Source organism: Slackia sp. (assembly GCF_977041755.1).
In genome coordinates, this window is record NZ_CDRRGL010000025.1 from 1 (window position 1) to 16,766 (window position 16,766).

Here is a 16,766-nt window from a genome sequence, read left to right on the forward strand (position 1 = left end):
ATAGGACAAATAATGTGTCTGATTTTGGGCGTTGCGGCCGGCCGGCTTGCTCTCGCCCGCCTTCCCTGGAGCCTGTTAAACGCTACGAGCATTTAACAGGTTTATGTTTCTTGTTGGGTGGTTTTTCGGGATACGTGAGTTGCGCTGTATCATATGAGCGTATTCATTCTGGCGTTATTGCGCCCATCCCATTACCAGGAAAGAGTTGATATCTCTATGGCCGATTCCTCTATTAAGGAACAGCGTGCCCTTTACGCTCAAGTTGCGCTCGAAACCCCTGAGGCGCTGAATGCTCTCATTGCCGATCTTGAGGGTTCTTCTCGTCGCAAGAGGCAAGCAGCTGCTTCGACGCTTTCGATTGCTGCTTCTATGAAGCCTGAGGTATTGACCGAGTTTTCGAACGTGTTTGTTGATGCGCTTAATCGTCCTGAAGCGCAGACTCGTTGGGAATGCCTCGACATTCTTACGAACATCGTTGGCGTTGAATCTCGTCTGTGCGACAAGGCAATCCCTGGTGCCGAGAGCGCGCTATTTGATGAAGATTCGGGCCCGCTCCATTTGGCCGCCATGCGATTTCTGTGCCGCCTGGGCTCTACGACCGAAAACCGCAGTCAGAAGGTTTGGCCGCTTATCGACGAAGCTATTCAGTGCTATCACGGCGATATTGAATTCCAGGAAATGCTCGTCGCCGTTATCGCGTTTTCCGAAGGAAAGCTTGCCGACGAGGTCGCCGAGGAATTGAAATCCCGCATGGCTTTCGACGCCAAAAGCGGCAGGGGCGTGCTGAGGAAGCGTGCCGCTCAAATCGTTGGGAACCTTTCATAAATGCCAGCGAGACACTCTTCGGGGTGTCTCGTTTGTTTTTGGAGCCTTTTCTTGAGAGGCGATCCAAAGTGCCCCGTCTGGTTTCGCGTGCCGCTCATCGACGCCTCGGCGCAATTAATCGACGTGCAACAAAGGCATGGTATGATGGCGAGACTTGTGAAGCGTAAATTATGCGCCGCCGAGGTTTTTGCGGCCGCGCGATAATGGAAAGGTGTTCATCGTGGCAAAGCATACTATTACGCTCATCCCAGGTGATGGCATTGGAATCGAAACTTCTGCCGCTATGCAACGCGTTGTTGAGGCGGCTGGCGCCGATATCGAATGGGAAGTTGCCGAAGCTGGCGCCGCGGTTATGGAAAAGACTGGCGGCTCTCCACTGCCGGAATCGACCATCGAGGCTGTGAAGCGCAATAAAGTCGCCATCAAAGGCCCTATTACCACCCCTGTGGGAACGGGCTTCCGCAGCGTGAATGTCGCGCTTCGCAAATCGCTCGATTTGTACGTGAATCTTCGCCCGGTGCTCTCGATTCCCGGCGCGGGCGGGCGCTACGAAGATGTCGACCTCGTTATTGTTCGCGAGAATTCTGAAGACCTCTATGCCGGCATCGAATTCGAAGAAGGCACGCCCGAAGCGAAGCGCCTCATCGATTTTTGTGCTGCTGAGGGCGCGGGCGTGATTCGTCCCGATTCGGGCATTTCCATTAAACCGATTTCGATTACCGGCTCCGACCGCATTGTTCGCTTTGCGTTCGACTACGCCGAAAAGCATGGCCGCGAAAAGGTGACCGCCGCGCACAAGGCGAACATCATGAAGTTCTCCGATGGTTTGTTCTTAAAAGAAGCTCGCAAGATCGCGGCCGATTACGAAGGACGTATTGCGTTCGACGACCGCATTATCGATGCGTTCTGCATGAATCTGGTTACCGACCCCAGTCAGTTCGACGTCATCGTGTTCCCGAATCTGTATGGCGACATTGCGAGCGACTTGTGCGCCGGCCTGGTAGGTGGCTTGGGCATTGCTCCGGGTGCGAATATCGGCGACGACTACGCTGTGTTCGAGGCCGTTCATGGTAGTGCGCCCGACATTGCGGGCAAGAATATCTGCAACCCCACGGCGCAAATTCTTTCTGCAGCCATGATGCTTGACTACATTGGCGAGCCCGAGATTGCCCAGAAGATTCGTGCCGCCATCGCCAAGGTATATGCGGAAGGCGAGCATTTGACGGGCGACATTCGCAAGGTCACGGGCAGCTCGAAGCCGGCTTGCTCGTGCACGGAATTCACCGACGCGCTCATTGCCGCGTTGTAGGTTAGTCCTTATGGTGCGCGGGTCGTATTTCGGCTCGCGCATTTGTTTTCAAAGGGGCCGCGCATGTGCGGCAAAGTTGTTTGATGAATGGGTGTGTTGCCAATGAGCGTTCAGACGCAAACCTTGCATGTGGGGGACAACGATTTCGAGGTATGCGACACGTCGCATGTTGAAGGGGCCGAGGCGCTGCCGCATTCGTTGCGCATTCTGCTTGAAAACGTGCTGCGCAATGTCGACGATGCCGACGCGCGCGAGCTTTATGCGAAGCGTATTGTTGACGCCGGCACGCAGGGCGTTCAGGGCGGCGAAATTGAATACATGCCCGCTCGCGTTTTGCTGCAAGATTTCACCGGTGTGCCGGTGTTCGTTGACTTGGCCGTGATGCGTGAAGCCGCACGCGATTTGGGTGCCGACCCCGCGCGTATCAATCCGCAAATTCCGCTCGATTTGGTGATTGATCATTCGGTGATCGCCGATGCGGCTTGCTGCGCCGATGCTCTTGAGAAGAACATGGATATGGAATTCAAGCGCAACGGCGAGCGCTATCGCTTCTTGAAGTGGGCCCAGTCGTCGTTTCAGAATGTGCGCATCGTTCCTCCCGGATCGGGCATTTGCCACCAGATCAACGTCGAGCGTTTTGCGCGCGGCGTTATGACGAAGGCGACCGACGCCGGCGAGCTTGCGTACTTTGACACGGTGGTGGGAACCGACTCCCATACCACCACGGCAAATGGCATTGGCGTGCTTTCTTGGGGCGTGGGCGGCATTGAAGCTGAAGCTGCGGCGCTCGGCCAGCCCATCACGACGCTCGTTCCGCAGGTCGTGGGCGTTCATTTGACGGGCGAGCTGCGCGATGGCGTATCGGCTATGGACGCCGCGCTCACGTTCGCGCAGATGTTGCGTGCGAAGGGCGTGGTAGGCAAGTTCGTCGAATGCTTCGGCGATGGCGTGGCTACGCTTTCGGCGACGCAGCGCGCCTGCATCGCGAACATGACTCCCGAATACGGCTGCACGTGCACGCTGTTCCCGGTCGACGACCGCACACTTGAGTATCTGCTGCTTACGGGCCGCGATAAGGAACAGGTTGCGCTCGTCGAGGCGTATGCGAAAGCCCAGGGCATGTGGAACGATGGCGCATCGCGCGTGTACTCCGAGGTACTCGAGCTGAATTTGAGCGATGTCGAATGCTCGCTCGCGGGTCCGAGTCGTCCGCATGACCGCTTTGCCCGCAGCGATGCCCGCTCGCGCTTCAATGCGATTTGCGCCGATCGCAACCTCGATATGGACAAGCGCGTTGCGGTGAATTTCATGGGCACCGAATACGAATTGACCCATGGCGCTATCGCGATTGCAGCCGTCACGAGCTGCACCACCGCAACCGACCCCGCCATGATGCTCGCATGCGGCCTGGTCGCCAAGCATGCCCGCGAGCGCGGCCTGCTTGCCAAGCCCTGGGTGAAGCGCGTTATGGCTCCGGGTTCACATGCGACCCAGCTCATGCTCGAGCGCGCCGGCTTGGCTCAGCCCCTTGCTGAGCTCGGCTTCGCAACATGTGGTTTCGGCTGCATGAGCTGCATCGGCAATTCTGGTCCCGTGTGGCCCGAGATACACGAGATCGCTGGCGACATCGAGCTGACGAGCGTGCTTTCTGGCAATCGCAACTTCGACGGACGCATTTCGCCTGACGTGTCGCAGAACTTCCTGTGCGCGCCGGCATCGGTTGTCGCCTACGCTATGGCGGGCACCATGAACTTCGATTTCGAGACTCAGCCGCTTGGCACCGACGGCGACGGCAACGATGTGTTCTTGCGCGACATTTGGCCGAGCGACGCCGAAATCGCTGCGCTTATGGACGAATTCGTTACGGCGGAATTGTTTGATGCAGGCGCCGAAGGCCTTTATGGCGGCACGCAGGCATGGCAGGAACTCGAGGCTCCCGAAGGTGACATTTTTGCGTGGGATGAAGGCTCCACTTATGTGCGCCGCGCTCCGTATTTCGACGGCATGGGCAAGGCTGTCGAGGGCTTCGCGCCCATTTCTGGCGCGCGCGTGCTTGCGAATTTGGGCGACTTCATTACGACCGACCATATTTCGCCTGCTGGCAGCATCGCTTCCGATTCGCCCGCCGCGAAGTATTTGGCCGAGCGCGGGGTCGACCCGGTTATGTTCAACACCTACGGTTCGCGTCGCGGCAACCATGAGGTTATGGCGCGCGGCGGTTTCGCGAACATCAAGCTGAAGAACCTGTTAGCGGAAGGCAAGTCGGGCGGATGGACGCGCGACTTCGAGACGGGCGAAATCACGTCGATTTTCGATGCGTCGCAAAGCTATGCTGCGGCGGGCGTGCCTTTGGTGGTGCTCGCGGGCAAGATGTATGGCAGCGGATCGTCGCGCGATTGGGCGGCGAAGGCGCCGTTGCTTTTGGGCGTACGCGCCGTTATTGCCGAAAGCTTCGAGCGCATTCATCGTTCGAACCTGGTGGGCATGGGCATTTTGCCGCTGCAGTTCCACGAGGGCGAAAATGCCGAAACGCTGGGCCTCGATGGCACGGAAACCTTTGTTATTGAGCCGGTCGATTTTGGCACCGGTGAGCCGAGCATGCCCAATCCGCGCGAGGTGAACGTTTCAGCTTCAAAACAGGACGGCGAAACGGTGAAGTTTCACGCTATAGTAAGGGTGGACACACCTACCGAAGGCGCATACATGGCTCATGGCGGAATTCTGCAATACGTGCTTCGCCAGCTTGCGTAGAACTTGACGTGGGGCTTCGCGCCTGATTCGTCCATGCAAGACTGCATTCAGGCGGCCGTGCCGGTTTCGGTGCGGCCGCTTTTTGTATGCAAAGGCGCGTGTTGATTTTTCGGGCGAAAAAGGGAAGGCCCGAATACGATGAGAAAGGCATTTCATGGCTGGCAACCAGAACCCGTTCGCCGCTATTTTCGGCGACGACCCGTTTGGCGTAGGGGGCGGTTTTTCAGGCGGCGGCTCGCGGCAGGGCGCACCGCAGGTTGAATTCAACACCAACGAAGAGTTCAATAAAATGAAAGACAAATTCGCGACCATGGGCAAAAAGGCGATGATCGCCTGCGCCATTATCGCGGTTATCGTGGTCGCTGTGGCGTATTGGTGGTTCCATCCGCCCATCAACATCCACTCGATGGACACGTGGATGTTCATCGGCATTTTCATTCTGCTGCCGTCGTTTCTGTTCTTCCGCGCCCGTGCGCACGCGTACAAGCATGGATCGGCGAAAGTGGGCGTCTCTAAGGCGAAGGCGAAAACGTTCGATACGCTTGCGTGGATTCCCGTTGCCGTCGTCGCGCTTGTCGCGGTAGGCACGCTGCTGTCGCTGTCGTTCTTCCCGGGCAATGCTCAGAAGTACGCCAACATTTTGGTTCCTGCCGACGACGAGTTCACGCAGGACATTCAAGAGGTCAACTACGACGAAATCCCCGTTATCGACCGCGATTCTGCCATGCTTTTGGGCAACCGAACCATGGGCAGCATGTCCGACCTGGTAAGCCAGTTCGAGATTGCGCCTACCTATAGCCAGATCAACTACCAAAACCATCCGGTGCGCGTGAGCCCGCTTGGCTACGCCGACCTGTTCAAGTGGCTGCAGAACCGCGAGCAGGGCATTCCCGCATATGTCATTGTCGACATGACTTCGCAGGATGCCCAGGTTGTGCGCCTCGATAGCGAGCATGCGATCAGGTATTCCGAAAGCGAGCCTTTGGCGCGCAACATCGACCGCTATGTGCAGCTCAAGTATCCCTTCTATATGTTCGGCGAGAAATCGTTCGAGATCGACGACGACGGCAACGCATGGTGGATTTGCCCGGTGCGCGACTTCACGATTGGCCTGTTCGGCGGCGAGACCGTGTCGCGTGCCGTGCTCGTGAACGCGGCGACGGGCGAGTGCCAAGATATGGCGGTTGAAGATGTGCCCCAGTGGGTTGACCATGTGTACCCCGCGAACCTCATCATTCAGCAGTACAACTGGCATGGCAAGTACACCAATGGCTGGCTGAACAGCTGGCTTGGCCAGAACGGCGTTGTGCAAACCACTCCGGGCACCGATGGCAGCGCGGGCTATAACTACATCGCCAAAGATGATGACGTGTGGTTGTACACGGGCGTTACGTCTGCCACGGGCGACGAATCGATTGTCGGTTTCGTGCTGGTGAACCAGCGCACCGCTGAGGCGCACTTCTATTCGTGCGCGGGCGCTACGGAAAGCTCGGCCATGCAGTCGGCCGAGGGCCAGGTGCAGAACTTGCGTTACGAGGCGACATTCCCCATTCTTATTAATGTGAACAACACGCCGACGTACTTCATGGCGTTGAAGGACAACGCGGGCCTGGTGAAGAAGTACGCTATGGTAGACATCCAGAGCTACCAGAACGTTGCGGTTGGCGACACGGTGGCCGATACGCAGAAGTCGTACCTGTCGCTCATTGCGGCAAACGGAACGGCGGCGAATACGTCGTCGGTAAGCGATTCGGCACTTGAGGCGACGGGCGTCATTAAGACGATTGCCACGGCGGTGATTGAGGGCAATTCGCACTTCTACGTGACGCTCGAGGGCGACAGCAAGATTTACGACTTCGCGCTGCCCGGCATGATTGAAATCGTTCAGTACGCGCAGGGCGATACGGTTACCTTCAAGTATGTCGAGGGCGACCCCACGTGCTCGGCGCAGTCCATCGAAGCCGCGAAGAGCGCGAAGGCGAACTCGGCCGATGCCGCTGGCGCCTCTTCGGCCGACACCGCCAAGGCGAGCGATGAAGCCAAGGCAAGCGACGGTGCGGCAAAAGATGATGCCGCTTCTTCCGTGAGCAGCGATACATCTGCCGAGCAGAAAGCCGCCTAGCTCGATTGGACGCTTCTCGATTTCGTGAAGCAATTTTGAAGATGGCCCGTTAAGGAAATTAATCCTTGACGGGCCATTTTCGTTTAGTAGAATATCGTTTTGCGTGTTTAAGAGATGCGCAACGACACGTTAGTTCCGCTGCCCAAGACAGCTGGCACCGAAAGGTTCAATCGCATGTTCGCATGCGGCCCGCCGAGGTGGTTCTGAAGAGCGATTTGCTTTGACGGCCCCTGCTGTTTTGAGACGCGGGGGCCGTTTTTGTTTCTTCTGAAACGGCTCCACTCCACGGGGCGGAACCCGATTTTCAGAAGAAGGAGGTGTACTCATGCCCAACGTCAAAAATCAAGAGACTCTCGCCGTTATCAAAGAGGAGCTCAGCAACGCCGGCGCTGTCTGGGTCGTCGATTACTGCGGCCTGACCGTTAAGGAGGTTCAGGAGCTTCGTCGTTCCGTTCGCGAGGCTGGTGCTTCCATGAAGGTGTATAAGAACACCCTCGTGCACATCGCCCTCGAGGATGCCGAGCTGCCTACGCTCGACGACATGCTCAACGGCCCGAGCGCATTCGTGTTCGCTGGTGAAGACGTTGCTGCTGCTGCGAAGGCCGTCAAGAACTTCGCTAAGGGCAACGACAAGCTGGAGATCAAGGGTGGCTTGATGGAAGGCAAGGCCGTTACCGCCGCCGAGGTCGAGGCTATCGCTTCTCTGCCCTCTCGCGAGGAACTGCTCGCCCACATCGCTGCCGCTATCAACGGTGTTGCCAAGGCTCTTGCCGTTTGCGTCAATGGCGTGCCCCAGGGTCTGGCCCAGGTCACCAAGGCCGTCGCCGACCAGAAGGCTGCTTAATTGCAACCGCAGCGTAAAACGCGCTGCATAACATTCAACAATCCGGCCAGGCGCAAGGGCGCATGGCCCCTTTGAAAGGAAAGCTATCATGGCTGTTACTCGTGAAGAGATCATCGAGGCTCTGAAAGAAATGACCCTGCTCGAGGCTTCCGAGCTCGTTAAGGACATCGAGGAGACCTTCGGCGTTTCCGCTGCTGCTCCCGTCGCTGTTGCTGCTGCTCCTGCTGAGGGCGGCGCTGCTGCTGAGGAGAAGACTGAGTTCGACGTTATCCTCGAGGGCTTTGGCGACAACAAGATCGCTGTCATCAAGGTTGTCCGCGAGATCACCGGTCTTGGCCTGAAAGAGGCCAAGGAGGTCGTCGAGGGTGCTCCCAAGGCTGTCGTCGAGGGCGTTGCCAAGGACAAGGCTGAGGAAGTCAAGGCTCAGCTCGAGGGTGCTGGCGCTGCTGTTACCCTGAAGTAGTTTTACGCGGTTCTACGAACCGCGTATTATGCCGACGCTGCGCGGGCCTCTCGCGGCACGCTTCGGGTTCTGCTTTCGGCTCGCGTACCAAAAGTACGCGTCGCCTCGGCATCGCCCGAATCGCACTCGCGAGAGACCCGCTCGCTGACATATATATGTCCAGCGAGGTTAGGCACCAAGAGCCGGGATTCGTCCCGGCTCTTTTTTGTAAGGTTTCTCGGCATGCGATTTTGACCGTGTGGAATTTGCCGAAATCGTATATCGAAAGACCCTATAAAAAGAGGTACAGCGTAAATTGGATTCTTCGCTTTCAGCTCGGAATGCAGATCCGATAGATTCCGCACGAGCCGAACAGCACTTAATGTGCTGTTCGCGCGAGTCAGGACTCGACCGAAGCGGAGCTGCATTCCGAGCAGAAAGCGACGAGTGCGAAAACGCTTCAAGAGGAGACTCGATGTCGAAGCACGATAAGGCTCAGGATAAGACCAACGCCATGCGCATGTTCGATGCGGCGGGGTTGCCGCACGAAGTTTTGTTTTACGACGCCGAAGCTGCGGTTTCGGGCGCGGAAGTTGCTGCGGCTCTGGGTCAGGATCCCGATCAGGTGTTCAAAACGCTCGTGACCGTTGGCAAGAGCGGCGAGCATTATGTGTTCATGGTTCCTGTCGAGGGGGAGCTGAACCTTAAAAAGGCTGCCTCGGCGGCGGGGGAGAAGAGCATTGCGATGATCAAGTCGCGCGAGCTTCTTCCTTTGACGGGATATATTCATGGCGGATGCAGCCCGCTTGGCATGAAAAAGGTATTCCCCACGTTCATCGATGAGACCGCAATCCTATTCGATACCATTATGTATTCAGGCGGCCGTCGTGGGTGCCAGATCTGTTCATCGCTTGCTGACCTGCAGAAACTTGTGGATGTTCAGACTGCTGACATTACGGCTTAACGCCTCGGGTTGCCTCAATCGCCATGTTCCGCACGGCTTCGGAAATTTTTTTAAAAAAAGTTCTTGCATGAGCCGCCGGAGTTTGTAATAATATCAGAGCTGCCGCAAACGAAGTGGAAAGCACGTCCCCATAGTCTAGAGGTTAGGACGCGGCCCTTTCAAGGCTGAGACACGAGTTCGATTCTCGTTGGGGGCACCACCGAAATTTGAAAGCCGCCTGTTCAGGGCGGCTTTTTTCGTATCGAGGCGCGGAGGGATCCCATGGAAAAAATCGTGCTGTTCTCGAGTATGGATGCCACGCTTGCCGCCCGAAAACGTATGGCGCGCGCCTGCGATCCCGAAGTATTCGCGACAACGTATTCCACGCCGCGCGCCTGGCTTGGTGAGCTGTGGGAAGCCTACGGCGACTCTCGCCGCATTGCTGCGCGTTCCGAGAGAAGCGTTGCGCTCTTTTCCGCCTTGGAGGCGCAGGGCGACGCATTGTGGGCGTCACAGGGCACCTGGCGCCTTGCAATGCGCTTGATTGACGGCGGGTTGGGCACCGTCGAACTCGATGCCGCGCTTTCCGGGGCGGCTTCCGCTGAGGCGCTCCCGGCTGGCTGCGAAGCTCTTTTAAACTGCGTGCGCGCGTATGAGGGCATTTTGTTGCGCGCGGGCCTCATCGATGAGGGAAGGGCATGGCGCGTTCTTTCTGAAGAACAGGTTCTGTTGCCTGAATGCGAAGTCGTTCTGCAGGACGTTCGCCCCGCATGTGCGCTTGGGGAATTCCTCGTGAGCCAAAACGCGACTGTGCGCGAGGAGTCGGCATTTTCAGGCGAAATCGAGCGAGCCCCGGAAGACATCGCGGTTCGATTCGCGTTTCCCTCGGGGCGATATGCCGAACCCGCGTTGCTCGCCGAGTTTATTTCGAATGTGCTCGCTGGTGAAACCGTGGGCATTGCTTCTCGCAACCCGCGTGCACTCTATGAGGCTATTGCGCCTGCGCTGCGCTCTTTGGGCATCTTGGTGGCATGTCGGGCGAGCATCCCATTCGCTGCGACCGATTTTGGCCGCGCGTTTGAGTGCGCTGCCACATTGTGCTCCGCCGATTGCGTCGATGTTGCTGCCGCTGCCGATTTTGCGTTGAACCCGTTTTCTCGCATGGGCAAGCGTGCGGCGTTCGACTTCGCGGCTACCATTCGCGGCAATCGTCTTATTGATAAAGAGGCATGCCTCGCATTGCTTCGCGAAGAAAGCCGCGCTTTTGAGTATTTCGAAGACCTCGTCGAATCGCCTGAGGCTGTTGCGATTGCCGGCGTATTTGAAGACGCCGCTCGCTCGATTGGCGCGGGCCGTGAGGCGTATACCAAAGAACAGCTCTCGGCAATCGGAACGCTACGCGATGTATTTGGCGCAGCCTGCGCGATGGACGCCGAGCAAAGCGCGTGCGTGGCGGCGCTCGAATGCGCGAGCGTCAACGTTTCGCGTCAAGCCGAAGAGGGCGGCCCGCGCGTTGTGATTATGTCGCAGGCGCAGCTTGCTGCGTGCGAGCCGCGTTCGTTCGATCATGTGGTGCTCACCGACATGACAAGCGTCGCCTATCCGTTGAAGGAAACGCACGATATAGCGGTCGAGATACTTGACGCGCTTGGAATCGGCCGAGGCCCCGAGGCGCTCCTTCGCGCCCGCGAGGCGTTCTCGGGCTGCGTGCGTGCGGCTGGCGCAAGCGTGCTCATCGAGCGCTGCTTGAACGACGAAAACGCCGCGCCCACCTATCCCGCTGCCGTGGTGCAGGAATTCGTTGATTGCTATCGAGCCGACACCACCAACACCGACGATATCGATAACCCGTTCTCGCTGCCCGAAGCGCTCCAGGTGGGCATGCTGCAGCGTGGCGAAGAAGCACTCTATGAAAACGCGAGCGTGCGCGACGCGCGCCAGGAGGTATGCGCGCGCGTTGAGGCGCCGAATATGGGCCGCGTGTCGGAGCCGTATCGAAGCGCGCTCGTGCTGCCGCGCCGCGGGAAGGGCGGCGTTGTGGTGAGCGAGCCGTGCTTTTCCGCATCGCAAATCGAAAGCTATTTGGAATGCCCCCAGAAGTGGTTCGCGCTGCGCCGCCTTCGTCTCGACGAGCTCGACGAGACGTTCGGCGCGAAAGAGATGGGCGACTTCTCCCATAGCGTGCTCGAAGATTTCTACAGGCGTTTTCAGGAAAGCGTTGGGCCGAAGGTTGAAGAGGGCGCGCTGCCTGCCGCGCGTGAGCTTATGCGAAGCGTGCTCGAAGACCATGAAGCCGCGCAGTATGGCATGAAGCCGATGAGCAACCGTCTTGTTGCCACAACCGAGTTCGAGCGCCGCGAAGTCGCCGACCTCAAGCGCAAGCTCGTCGATTTCCTCGAAACCGAGGCGCAGCTTCTGCCGGGCTTTCACCCCGCGCATTTTGAGTACGACATTCCAGCGGCGAGCCCTGTTGCGTATGCGGGCCATTTGCTCATGGGCACAATCGACCGCATCGACGTGGACGACCGGGGTCGCGCGATTATCGTGGATTACAAAAGCTCGCTTTCGCCCGAATACGATTTGTATGAAGGCGAAAAGCAAGGCGGCGCGATGCGTCACGGCAAGGTACAGGCACTCATTTATGCACAGGCGATTCGTCGCCTGCTCGGGCTTGACGTGGTGGGCGCGATTTATGTTCGCTACGGCCGCACGCCTGCCGCGTCGGGCGCGCTCGACAAGAGCATAGAACCGCTGCATGTTCCTGGTTTGAAGGCCGATCGCTGTGTGTACAAGGGGGAGCTCGGCCCCGCGTTCGGCGATTTGCTCGACGCGACCGAGGAACGGGTCGCCAAGGCGCTCGACCAGCTTTTGGCGGGCGTTGTGCCGGCCTCGCCTTCGAGCGATTCGGCGTGCTCATTCTGTCCTGAAATCACCTGCCCGCAAAGGAGGGGGTAGCGCGATGGATTTTTCGACGTTCAAAGAAGGCCAGCTGCGTTGCGTGAAAACGCTCGATGCCCCCGTGGCGGTGTCGGCGGGCGCGGGCAGCGGAAAAACCTTCACGCTCACCCAGCGCATCGCATGGGCCTTGCTGCCTGGGTCGGGCGCTGATGGCGCTCCGTTTTTGGAAGACATCGACCAGGTTTTAGCCATCACGTTTACCGATAAGGCCGCTGGAGAAATTAAATCGCGCGTGAAGGCGACGCTTGCTGCCGAAGGTATGGCGGCCCAGGCGCTCAAGGTCGACGACGCGTGGATTTCAACCATCCATGGCATGTGCTCGCGCATCTTGCGCATGCATGCCACAGAGCTGGGCATTGACCCCGCGTTTTCGGTGCTCGATGAGGCGACGGCCGCCGACTTGTTCAACGCTGCGGTGGAAGAAGTGCTTGCGGGGCAAAACGAATTCTGGTCGCCGGGCGGTCTCGATGCGCTGTTTTCGGAATACCCCGCGCGCTCGCATGGCGGCTTCGCCCAAACGTCCATTGAAGACATGATTCGCGAAATCGCCCGCGCGGCAATTGCGAGCCCGCGCGGCATGGAATGCGTATGCCTTCCGCCGCAGCCGCGCCCTGCTGGCGTAATCGCTCGCGAGTTGCTCGAACTTGCGACGGCCGCGCACGACGCCGCGGCACCTTCCGCCGGGAAGAAATCGGCCGACGCGTTCCTCCAGAAAGCCGACAAATTCCTCGAGAAGGCCAATGCGTTGCTTGCTTCGGGCGAGGTTTCGGGCGAAGCGCTTCTGGAGCTTGCCGACGCGTGCCCGTTTCCCGCCGCGAATTTCGGCTCGAAAGAATACAAGGCCCTCGCGAAAAAGATGCAGCGCGAGGCGGCGCAGCTTGGCCAGGAGGCCCGCTTCGCGTTCGCGCAGCCGCTGTTGAGCGACCTTGTTGGTTTGGCCGGCAAGGTCTATACGGCGTATAACTCGAAGAAACGCGAGATGGCGGCGCTCGACAACGATGACCTGCTCATTTTGGCTGCGCGAGCATTGAAGGAAAACGAGCACGTTCGCGAGGCGTTTTCCGACAAATTCAAACTCATTATGGTCGACGAATTCCAAGACACCGACCAGCTGCAAATCGATATGGTGCGCACCATGGCGGGCGCGCGCGGCGAGCGTTTGTGCACGGTGGGCGATGCCCAGCAAAGCATCTACCGCTTCCGCGGCGCCGACGTTGCGGTGTACGACCGCCATGTGCAGCACGTGCGCGAAAACGACCCGAGCATGCCCATCGTGCTGCCCGACAACTTCCGCAGCCATGCCGACATTCTGAGCTTCGTCGATCGCGTTTTTGAGCAGCGCGAGGTATTCGGCGAATCGTTCATGTCGCTTGCCCCGTCGCGCATCGAGTCGAAGGTGAAGCACCCGTTTTTGGCTGGTCCCGGTCGCGTTGACGTGCTGTGCACCACATACCCCGGCGCAAGTGGAATCGATAAATCTGACGTGGTTGCCCTTGAGGCGCGCCGCATTGCGGAACGCTTCGCCGAGCTGCGCGAAGCGGGCCATGCTGCGGGCGACATGGTGGTTCTGCTGGGCCGCATGACGAACGCCGACGCCTACGCCGCCGCGCTGCGCGAAGCTGGTTTCGCATGCGTTATTGCGGGCGGTTCTATTTTTTCACGTGCGCCCGAGGTGCGCGTGGTGCAGCGACTGGCCGAGGTCATCGCCAATCCCAAGGCGACGGCATCGCTTTTCGAATTGCTCGCGAGCGACATGTTCGAGCTTTCGGCCGACGATTTCGTCGCGCTGTCGACGTGCTTCGACGAGGCTGCGGCCATCAATCGCCGTCGTAGCCTCGATATTGGCTTCAGGCAGCTTGCCGAGGGCGATATGCCGAACGTCTCGCCGCAGCTTGCCTGCGCGGTGCGCGTGATTAATTCGCTCTCCGAACAAGCGGGCGTGCAGCCCACGTCGCGCATTATGATGAATGCCGTGCGCGACTCGGGTTGGCTCACGCGCCTTGAGCGCAAAGAAGCCGAAGGCCTCTCGGTCGCCGGCAACGTGTTCAAAGCCATTCGCCTGGTCGAGGGCTTTGAGGCGCAGGGGGCACGCGGTCCCGCCGATTGCGCGGCGCGTTTGGCGGCGCATATCGAGCGAGCCAAGGAAGCTCCAGGCGCGCTTTCGGCCGAGGGCGGCGATTTCGTGCGCATTATGACGGTGCATGCGAGCAAGGGCCTGGAATTTCCCATTGTGGCCGTGGCCGAAATGGCGACGGGCGCGGGACGCTCGAGCGCATTCACGCTGCAGACCATCGATGGCGTCGCCTATGTGTCGCTTGCGCCGCAGCGTTCGGTTGCTTCGGCGGCTTCGACGTCGCTTCTGAAGAAGTGCGCATCGAAAGATTATGCGGCGTTGCTCGATTACGAAGGCGAAGTCGATGCCTCGTTTGTGGCCAATGCGTCGAGCGCCGCTTTGCGCCGTGAGGCTATGGCTGAATACGAAAGCACGCAGGAGCTGCAGGAACGCCGCCGCTTGTTGTACGTCGCCCTTACTCGTGCGAAGGAAGCCCTGGTGGTTGCCATGACGACCAAGCGCGATAAGGAAGGCGGCTCGGGCGCTTCGTCGGGCGTGTATGGCGATATCGCGCACGCGCTGTTTGGCGAGGAAGGTGATATCCCCGAAAAGGAATGCGCAGTGCCGTTCGGAGGAAGTGCGCCTGCCCGCGTTTCGCGCTACGACGTGCATGAAGGCGAATTCGACGCGCCGCAGGTCGAAGGCGGTGCGGAAACTCCCCGCGGCGACGTGGCGTGCGGGGCTTCGGGCGCAGGCGCGGATGGGCCTGGCTGCGTGGGCGATTGCTCGGCCCAGCCGGGTATCACGTGCGCTTCCGATTCGAATAGCATGGAGATTCGCGAGGCGGACGATGCTTCGTGCGACCACATGGCCAGCACGGCTCACGACGCATGCGTTTCGCGCGCGCTCGTTGACGTGTTCGAGCCCATGATTGCTCCCGAACTCGATGAGGTTGCGTATAGGCCCGCCCGCGATAATGTGACGAGCTATTCCGCCCTTGCGCAAGCAAATTCGACCCATGCTGCGAGCGCCGGCGATGCGACGGCGGGCGAGACTGTGGCCGAGATAAGCGACGACGATGCGTTTTGGGAAGAGCTCGGCGCGCGTTTGCTCGCCGACGCCGACAAGGCGACCGACGTGGGGTCAGCATTCCACGTGCTTGCCCAGCGCGCGGCTCGACGTGCGGTCGCGAGAAGTGAAGAAGACCGTCCCGCTGCGATCGAGATGCCTTCGCGCGAGGCGATTGATGCTGCTGTGCGCCGTATGGGGTGTGCCCCTGCCACCGTCGACCGCGTGCAGCGCGCACTCGAGCGCTGGTGCGAAAGCAGCGTTGCTGCGAACATGGCGAGCCATCGTGTGTTGCGCGCCGAGCTGCCGTTCTTCGTGGCGTTCCCCGTTGCCGAGCCAGGCGGGGAATGCGCTTATCTGGAAGGCTCCATGGACCTGTTCGCGTGCGACGAGATGGGCGCGGGCGACGCGTATATCGTGGACTACAAAACGGGTGGATCGCCCAAGGAGCATGCAGACGATTTGATCGAAAAGCATCGTCTTCAGGCGGAATGCTATGCTTACGCCGCGCTCGAGCGCGGTTTTAGCCGCGTGCAGGCGACGTTCGTGCGTGTGGAAGCGCCCGCAGAAGACGGCTCGCCTCAAACGGTGCATTACCTGTACGAGCGAAGCGACATGCCGCAGCTGCTCCAGGGCATTCAAAGCGCGTGGGCTGCATTGCGGGAAGGCAACTAATGGCCGACGACAACAAAAAGACAGCGGCTGCATGTGGCAAACAGTCTGTCTCGCGCGCCAGAAAGAGCGCTTCGTTGAACGCGTCGTCGCAGGTCGTGGGCCAGCGCGCACGCCGGTTCGGCGCCTGTGCGAGCGCGCCGCGCACGAGGGCTCAGGCGAAACGCATCGCCGCGGGCCTTTCCGTGGGTGCGCATCGCGTAAAGAAGGCGAGCCGCGAGGGCTTGTGGTACGTGTCGGTGGCGCGCGACAACCGCTCGCTTACGCGCGAGAGTTGCCGCGAGGCGCGCTGCGTACTTGCGGCGCTTCCAGAAAAACGCCCGTACGTGAGCGCCGCCACCCACGCGAGCATGCAAGGCAACAAAAGCAAAGATACCAAGCCCGAGCTGCTTGTGCGTGAACGTTTGCGCGAGGCGGGGCTTGGTGGCTATCGTTTGCAATGGAAAGCCCCCGGTCGCCCCGATGTGGCGTGGCCAGGCAAGAAGGTATGCTTGCTCATCAATGGCTGCTTCTGGCACCGGTGCCCAAAGTGCAACCCTCCCGCGCCGAAAAAGAATCCCGAATACTGGGTGCCGAAATTCCAACGCAACGTGGAGCGCGACCAGCGAAACCTCGCTTTGCTGCAAGAACAGGGGTGGCGCGTGCACGTGATTTGGGAGTGCGAATTGAAAAAGAAGACCATCGATGCGACGTTCGAGTCGCTCATTCCCGTTATTCGCGAGGAATTGGATAAGTAATTATCCTCGAAATGCCCGGCGGGCTGGGCATACGTTTTCGCC

10 protein-coding genes and 1 tRNA gene are annotated in these 16,766 nt (G+C 59.4%); all 11 read left to right on the plus strand.

Going from position 1 to position 16,766, the window contains the following annotated elements:
- Positions 1 to 216 precede the first annotated feature (216 nt).
- A complete protein-coding gene (locus ACWI8T_RS03430; RefSeq protein WP_449137944.1) occupies positions 217 to 825 on the plus strand; it encodes a hypothetical protein in 609 nt (202 codons plus the stop codon).
- 220 nt (positions 826 to 1,045) lie between these two features.
- Positions 1,046 to 2,134, plus strand: a complete 1,089-nt coding sequence (locus ACWI8T_RS03435) for an isocitrate/isopropylmalate dehydrogenase family protein (RefSeq protein WP_449137945.1) — start codon at positions 1,046 to 1,048, stop codon at positions 2,132 to 2,134.
- A 102-nt stretch (positions 2,135 to 2,236) separates the two neighbouring features.
- Complete coding sequence (gene acnA / locus ACWI8T_RS03440) at positions 2,237 to 4,885, plus strand: aconitate hydratase AcnA (protein WP_449137946.1); 2,649 nt, start codon at positions 2,237 to 2,239, stop codon at positions 4,883 to 4,885.
- A 154-nt stretch (positions 4,886 to 5,039) separates the two neighbouring features.
- Positions 5,040 to 7,007 carry a Tat pathway signal sequence gene (locus ACWI8T_RS03445; protein ID WP_449137947.1) on the plus strand — a complete coding sequence of 656 codons (1,968 nt, stop codon included), beginning with the start codon at positions 5,040 to 5,042 and terminating at the stop codon, positions 7,005 to 7,007.
- A 325-nt stretch (positions 7,008 to 7,332) separates the two neighbouring features.
- Positions 7,333 to 7,851, plus strand: coding sequence for a 50S ribosomal protein L10 (gene rplJ, locus ACWI8T_RS03450; RefSeq protein WP_114616312.1), 519 nt, complete (start codon positions 7,333 to 7,335; stop codon positions 7,849 to 7,851).
- 88 nt (positions 7,852 to 7,939) lie between these two features.
- A complete protein-coding gene (gene rplL, locus ACWI8T_RS03455; protein WP_123220184.1) occupies positions 7,940 to 8,314 on the plus strand; it encodes a 50S ribosomal protein L7/L12 in 375 nt (124 codons plus the stop codon).
- 454 nt (positions 8,315 to 8,768) lie between these two features.
- Complete coding sequence (gene ybaK, locus ACWI8T_RS03460; protein WP_287538763.1) at positions 8,769 to 9,257, plus strand: Cys-tRNA(Pro) deacylase; 489 nt, start codon at positions 8,769 to 8,771, stop codon at positions 9,255 to 9,257.
- A 124-nt stretch (positions 9,258 to 9,381) separates the two neighbouring features.
- A tRNA-Glu gene (locus ACWI8T_RS03465) sits at positions 9,382 to 9,456 on the plus strand.
- A 62-nt stretch (positions 9,457 to 9,518) separates the two neighbouring features.
- On the plus strand, positions 9,519 to 12,191 hold the full coding sequence (locus ACWI8T_RS03470) for a PD-(D/E)XK nuclease family protein (RefSeq protein ID WP_449137948.1): 2,673 nt from the start codon (positions 9,519 to 9,521) through the stop codon (positions 12,189 to 12,191).
- Between the two features lie 4 nt (positions 12,192 to 12,195).
- Entirely contained in the window at positions 12,196 to 15,990 is a 3,795-nt protein-coding gene (locus ACWI8T_RS03475; RefSeq protein ID WP_449137949.1) for a UvrD-helicase domain-containing protein, read from the plus strand.
- Positions 15,990 to 16,724, plus strand: coding sequence for a very short patch repair endonuclease (locus ACWI8T_RS03480; RefSeq protein ID WP_449137950.1), 735 nt, complete (start codon positions 15,990 to 15,992; stop codon positions 16,722 to 16,724). Before ACWI8T_RS03475 ends, ACWI8T_RS03480 begins: the two co-directional genes overlap by 1 nt.
- Positions 16,725 to 16,766: the final 42 nt, after the last annotated feature.

What these genes read in the sequence shown, in the direction of transcription:
- ACWI8T_RS03470 (WP_449137948.1), top strand. Translation starts at nt 9,519, where the DNA reads ATGGAAAAAATCGTGCTGTTCTCGAGTATGGATGCCACGCTTGCCGCC.
- acnA (WP_449137946.1), top strand. Translation starts at nt 2,237, where the DNA reads ATGAGCGTTCAGACGCAAACCTTGCATGTGGGGGACAACGATTTCGAG.
- ACWI8T_RS03480 (WP_449137950.1), top strand. Translation starts at nt 15,990, where the DNA reads ATGGCCGACGACAACAAAAAGACAGCGGCTGCATGTGGCAAACAGTCT.
- ACWI8T_RS03445 (WP_449137947.1), top strand. Translation starts at nt 5,040, where the DNA reads ATGGCTGGCAACCAGAACCCGTTCGCCGCTATTTTCGGCGACGACCCG.
- ybaK (WP_287538763.1), top strand. Translation starts at nt 8,769, where the DNA reads ATGTCGAAGCACGATAAGGCTCAGGATAAGACCAACGCCATGCGCATG.
- ACWI8T_RS03430 (WP_449137944.1), top strand. Translation starts at nt 217, where the DNA reads ATGGCCGATTCCTCTATTAAGGAACAGCGTGCCCTTTACGCTCAAGTT.
- rplJ (WP_114616312.1), top strand. Translation starts at nt 7,333, where the DNA reads ATGCCCAACGTCAAAAATCAAGAGACTCTCGCCGTTATCAAAGAGGAG.
- rplL (WP_123220184.1), top strand. Translation starts at nt 7,940, where the DNA reads ATGGCTGTTACTCGTGAAGAGATCATCGAGGCTCTGAAAGAAATGACC.
- ACWI8T_RS03475 (WP_449137949.1), top strand. Translation starts at nt 12,196, where the DNA reads ATGGATTTTTCGACGTTCAAAGAAGGCCAGCTGCGTTGCGTGAAAACG.